Source organism: Rudaea sp. (genome assembly GCF_036383415.1).
GTDB lineage: Bacteria > Pseudomonadota > Gammaproteobacteria > Xanthomonadales > Rhodanobacteraceae > Rudaea.
The window spans coordinates 1-4,762 of the sequence record NZ_DASVOK010000350.1 but is presented as its reverse complement, the minus strand read 5'-3'; the positions used below and the strand labels follow the sequence as shown (position 1 = coordinate 4,762).

Here is a 4,762-nt window from a genome sequence, read left to right as displayed (position 1 = left end):
GTCAGGCGCGCGAGCGCATCGGGCGAGTAGCTCGATGCGCGGTACAGCGCGATCGCGCGCAGCGCGCGGCCTTGCTGGTCCTTGTCGAAGTGGAATTGGCTGCGTACGGCATCCCATTTTGCCGCTGCCGCATCCGCATCGCGTTTGGCCAGCCGTTCGATGGCAATCGCGATCGCGTCGCGCGAGCGCGGGGCATCGGGCCAGGCATTCGCCTGCTTGAGCGCGACCGCCGGATCACGCAGTGCGAGCGCTATGTGTTCGGCCGCGGTCCTGTCGGCGCCGGTCAGTTGCGTCGCCAGCGCGGCAACGACGCTGGCATGTGTGGCCTTGGTCGAGGCGAGGTCGATGCGCTGCCAGATCAGCGCCGGCGTCAGCTTGCCCTGGCTGCGTGCCCAGCTTGCCGCGGCATCGCAGGCATCGGGCAGGTCGTTTGCGCTGAGCCAGATCGACTGAACGAATTTATCAAGATCGGCCTGGACGGAATCGATCTTCTGGCCGAGCGCGAGCTTCGCCTGCAACGCGTTGCAACGCAGTTCGCGGTTTTTCGTGGCGTCATCGTAGAGCGCGAGATAGCTCTTCCAGTCCTGCCGTTTGGCAAGTTCCGGCAGGAAGGCTTCGCGCAGCAGCGTTGCCGGCAGCGAGTTCGGCCATGCCTTGACGAAGGCCTCGGCTTCTTCCGGCTTCGCCTCCTTGATTCGTCGTTGCAGCGAAGCGAGGCCGAGGTAGGGATACAGCGGGTAGCTTTCCAGGCCCGAGGCAAGCCGGGCCCAGCTTCCGGTCGGATCGCGCTTGGCCAGCTCCCAGACCGCGGGGAACTGTTCGCGCTGGCGCGTGAGTTCGGTGGTGTCGGCGTGAGCCGCAGCGGCGGCGAGCAAGCAGGCGACGAAGGCGATGCGGACGAACGTTTTCATCTTGCAGTGCGATCAATGGTTGGCGGGCAGGCGCAGCGGCGCCGGCAGGCGGATCTCGGCGGCCAGCGGCAGGTGGTCGGAGACGGCGTGGGGCAAAGTATACAATTTCTCTATTTCCATTTTTTCCGAAACGAGGATGTGGTCGATCGCGCGGCGCGGACGCCAGCTCGGAAAGGTCGGCGGCACCTCGTGCGCTGGAGTCAGTCTCGTGCGCCGCAACAGCTGGACCATCTCGGCACTGTCGAGCGCGCAGTTGAAGTCGCCCATCAGCACGACGTGCGGGCTGGCCCAGATCAGGTCGGCGATGAAATTGAGTTGGCGAGTGCGCGCCTGCGGCCCGAGCGAAAGATGGACAACGACGACGATCAGCTCCTCGCCGTCGAGATCGAAGCGCGTCCACATCGCGCCGCGACCGGGAATGCGGCTTGGCAGCGCGTAGTCGCGTACTTCAGCCGGCTTGAACCGCGTGAGCAGGCCGTTGCTCGAGGCGGCGAACTGCGCGATCTTGCGGTTCGGCTGGTGGCTCCAGTACGCAAAACCCGCGCCCTCGGCGAGATATTCGGTCTGGTTAAGGAAGCCGGAGCGCAGCGAGCCGGCGTCTGCTTCCTGCAGGCCGACGAGGTCGAAGCCGGCGAGCAGGCGGGCGAGGCGGTCGAGGTTCTCGCGCTTGCTGCGCATCGGCAGCACCTGCTTCCAGCCCTCGGTGACGTAGTGGCGGTATTTGCGCACGCTGCCGCCGGCGAGGATGTTGCAACTCATCAGCCGCAGGCGCGAGCTTGCGGCGGATTTGTCGGCGTGATTTGCACTAGCGGCGGACACTGCGCGAGCCTACGGCGCGCAGGTGACGACCGCAAGCTCGCCTGCGGTCACGCGCCTGCGATCATTTCTTCGCCGCGGCTTCCTGCTTGACCAGCATCAACGCGATCTCGAGCGCCTCGGTCGGCCCGATCTTCTTCTCGGTGTTCATCTCGACGCGGTACTTGCCGTTGATCACGAGCGTCGGCGTCGAGCCTATGCCATATGCCTTGACCAGGTTGCTGCCGTTCGCGATCTGGCTGTCGGTGACGAACGAGTTCGCGGTGGAAAGGAACGACTTCGGATCGGCGCCGTACTTGGCGTAGAAGTCGTTCGCGAGCGCGTCGATCGAGAACAGCTGCTGATGCTGGGTATGCAGCGCCTCGAACAGCGCGGCGTGCGTCTTGTCGAGCAGGCCGAGCGAACGCGCTGTGTAGAACGCACGCGCGAACGGCTCCCATTGCGGGTTGAACACCGCCGGGATGAGCACGATCTGCGCATTCGCCGGCAGCTTGGCCTTCAACTCGTCCATCGTCGGCTGGAAATGCGCGCAGTGCGGGCAGGCATAGGAGAACACTTCGACGACTTCGATCTTGTCGCCAGTCGTGGTCGGCACGCGCGGGTCGATGAGGAAATAGTCGGAGCCGAGCTGCCAGTCGCGCATGGGCGCGGCGGTCGCCGCCGCGGGCTTGGCCGCGGCCGGATCGGTAGCGGCCGTCGCGGTCTTGTCGCTGGTGCAGGCCGACATCGCGAGCAGGGCGATGAGCAGGGAGGCAAGGCGTTTGAACATGGCGGCTCCGAGGGTGTGCGGTACGAGGGCTTATTTGCTGCTTGCGGCCAGCTGGATCAGGTACTGCGTGAGCGGCACGACCTTGTCTTCGCCGCCGGCCGAAGTCGGCGTGAAGCGGTACTTGCCGCCGACCACAATCGTCGGCGTCGAGTCGGTCAACGTCGCCTTGAGGTAGGCGTCGGCGCGCTTCATCTTCGCGTTGATCGCGAACGAATTGGCCGTGGCGACGAAATCCTCGGCCTTGACACCGTATTGCGCGTAGACCTTGGCCGCGTCCTCGATCGAGGGCAGCGGATTCTTGATCGTGCGTCCGTCGGCACTCATGATCGCGAGCGGCGCATCCGGCTTCCACACCGCGTCGAACATCGCGTCGTGCGACTTGTCGGCGACACCGAGCGTGGCCGCGGTCAGGTAGGCGCGCTGGAACATCGGCCAGTCTTCGTTGGCCTTGAACGAAGCGGGGACGTAGGTCATCACCGCGTTGGCCGGCAGCGATTTCTTCAGCTTGACCATCGTCGGGTTGAAGAAATTGCAGGCCGGGCAGCCGTATGAAAACACTTCGGTCACTTCGACCTTGCCTGCGTCCACCTCGCTCGGCACGGCCGGCTCGACGAGGAAATAGTGCGTGCCTTCTTTCCACTGCGTCGGCGCGGAGGGTGCTTGCGCCTGGGCGAGCGGGGCAAGTGCGGTGGTGGCGAAAACGATGGTCAGCAAACGGGCGAGCATGGGGGATTCCTTTGCAGCAATACGAAAATGGCACCGCCGATAACGACCGGCGATGCCATGGAAGAATGACGCTTGCCGGCGCGGAAAGTTTCCATTCCTTGCCGGAATGACGCGTTCGATCTACGTCGGCCGCGTCACTTGGCCACTTCGGCCGTCTTCGCCGCCGCCGCGTGCAGGCCTTCGATGTAGCTGGCGAGTGCGGCGATGTCGGCGTCGGTCAAGGGCTTGGCGACCGTGGTCATGATCTTGCCGTGCTCGTCGTCGCTGAAGCCTTGGCCGTCGCGGAACGCCTTGAGCTTGGCGCTGGTGTAGTCGGCGTACTGGCCGCCGAGCTGCGGGTAGACCGCGCCGGGGTTGCCGCGACCGTCAGGCCCGTGGCAGGCCATGCACGCCGGCGTACGCGTATCGGCGTTGCCGCCGCGGTACAGCGCCTGGCCGCGCTCGACGAGCTTGGTGTCGGCGACGCCGGGCAGCGAGGTCTTGGCCGCGTAGAACGCGCCGATGTCATGCATGTCCTGCACCGACATGTTGGCGATGAAGCCCATCATCACCGCGTTCTGGCGCTTGCCGGTCTTCATCAGATCGACCTGGCGCGCGACGTAGGCTTCGCCCTGTCCGGCCAGCTTCGGGTACTGCGCGGAGGCGGGGTTGCCGTCGACACCGTGGCAGGCGCCGCAGGTGGCCGCCTTGGCCGCGCCGGCGGTCGCATCGCCGACGACCGGCTTGTCCGCGGCCTGTGCCATGCCCGCACCGAGCAGGACTGCCATGCCAATCACGTACCGAAAGCTCATACCCTTCACTCCGAAAAAATCGCAACGTTTGCCATGGGGCAGCCTTTTCCGCGCCGGCTGCGGCACAATCGGCAAATTATCTCAGTCGCACTCGGCGGCGGTCAAACACGGCGGCAACAAACGATGAAGCACAATCCCTTTCGCAGCGCCGCCTTCCTCACCAGCGCCGCCGAGTTGCGCCAGCTGCCTGCGGACGCGGGCGCCGAGATCGCCTTTGCCGGGCGCTCGAATGCAGGCAAGTCGAGCGCGCTCAACGCGATCTGCGACCAATCGGGCCTCGCGCGCACCTCGAAGACGCCGGGGCGCACGCAGTTGCTCAACGTATTCGCGCTGGACGACGGGCACCGCCTCGTCGACCTGCCGGGCTACGGCTACGCCAAGGTGCCCGAGGCGATGCGCGACAAATGGCGGCGCGTGATCGACGCCTACCTGCGCGAGCGCGAGTCGCTGCGCGGCGTCGTGCTGATCGTCGACAGTCGCCACCCGCTCAAGGAATTCGACCGGCAGATGCTCGCTTACTGCCACGACATCGGCCTGGCCTGCCACGTGCTGCTGACCAAGGCCGACAAGCTCGGCCGCGGCGAAGCGGCGCGCACGCTGGCGCTGGTGCGCAAGGAAATCGCCGCGGCGGGATATACGGCGACCGCGCAGCTGTTCTCGGCGCAGGCCAAGACCGGCCTCGACGAGGCGCGCGGCGCGCTCGTTGCGCTGCTGTCCCAATCCTGATACGCCGCGACGTCAGTTTCTTG

The 4,762-nt window shown here is 65.9% G+C and carries 5 protein-coding genes and 1 pseudogene; 1 reads left to right on the top strand and 5 read right to left on the bottom strand.

Annotated elements, in window-relative coordinates; translation table 11 throughout:
- The 5 genes and pseudogenes from VF497_RS13020 to VF497_RS13000 all read right to left on the bottom strand — a co-directional run.
- Nucleotides 1-911: pseudogene (locus tag VF497_RS13020) on the bottom strand (lytic murein transglycosylase); the annotation flags it as partial.
- Nucleotides 912-923: 12 nt separating this feature from the next.
- Nucleotides 924-1,670 (bottom strand): endonuclease/exonuclease/phosphatase family protein, encoded by a 747-nt coding sequence (locus VF497_RS13015; protein ID WP_330889371.1) that lies wholly within the window; start codon nucleotides 1,668-1,670, stop codon nucleotides 924-926.
- 121 nt (nucleotides 1,671-1,791) lie between these two features.
- A complete protein-coding gene (locus tag VF497_RS13010) occupies nucleotides 1,792-2,496 on the bottom strand; it encodes a thiol:disulfide interchange protein DsbA/DsbL (RefSeq protein ID WP_330889369.1) in 705 nt (234 codons plus the stop codon).
- Between the two features lie 30 nt (nucleotides 2,497-2,526).
- A complete protein-coding gene (locus VF497_RS13005; RefSeq protein ID WP_330889367.1) occupies nucleotides 2,527-3,222 on the bottom strand; it encodes a thiol:disulfide interchange protein DsbA/DsbL in 696 nt (231 codons plus the stop codon).
- 134 nt (nucleotides 3,223-3,356) lie between these two features.
- Nucleotides 3,357-4,013: a c-type cytochrome gene (locus VF497_RS13000; protein WP_330889365.1), complete on the bottom strand. Its 657-nt coding sequence runs from the start codon at nucleotides 4,011-4,013 to the stop codon at nucleotides 3,357-3,359.
- A gap of 123 nt (nucleotides 4,014-4,136) precedes the next feature.
- On the opposite strand from VF497_RS13000, the gene yihA reads away from it, so the two are divergent.
- The gene (gene yihA, locus VF497_RS12995; protein ID WP_330889363.1) at nucleotides 4,137-4,739 is read left to right on the top strand and encodes a ribosome biogenesis GTP-binding protein YihA/YsxC; all 603 of its coding nucleotides are present in this window, start codon (nucleotides 4,137-4,139) and stop codon (nucleotides 4,737-4,739) included.
- The last annotated feature ends 23 nt before the right edge of the window (nucleotides 4,740-4,762 follow it).

Excerpts from the sequence above, each read along its gene's own strand:
- VF497_RS13005 (WP_330889367.1), bottom strand. The coding sequence starts at position 3,222 with ATGCTCGCCCGTTTGCTGACCATCGTTTTCGCCACCACCGCACTTGCC.
- VF497_RS13010 (WP_330889369.1), bottom strand. The coding sequence starts at position 2,496 with ATGTTCAAACGCCTTGCCTCCCTGCTCATCGCCCTGCTCGCGATGTCG.
- VF497_RS13000 (WP_330889365.1), bottom strand. The coding sequence starts at position 4,013 with ATGAGCTTTCGGTACGTGATTGGCATGGCAGTCCTGCTCGGTGCGGGC.
- yihA (WP_330889363.1), top strand. The coding sequence starts at position 4,137 with ATGAAGCACAATCCCTTTCGCAGCGCCGCCTTCCTCACCAGCGCCGCC.
- VF497_RS13015 (WP_330889371.1), bottom strand. The coding sequence starts at position 1,670 with ATGAGTTGCAACATCCTCGCCGGCGGCAGCGTGCGCAAATACCGCCAC.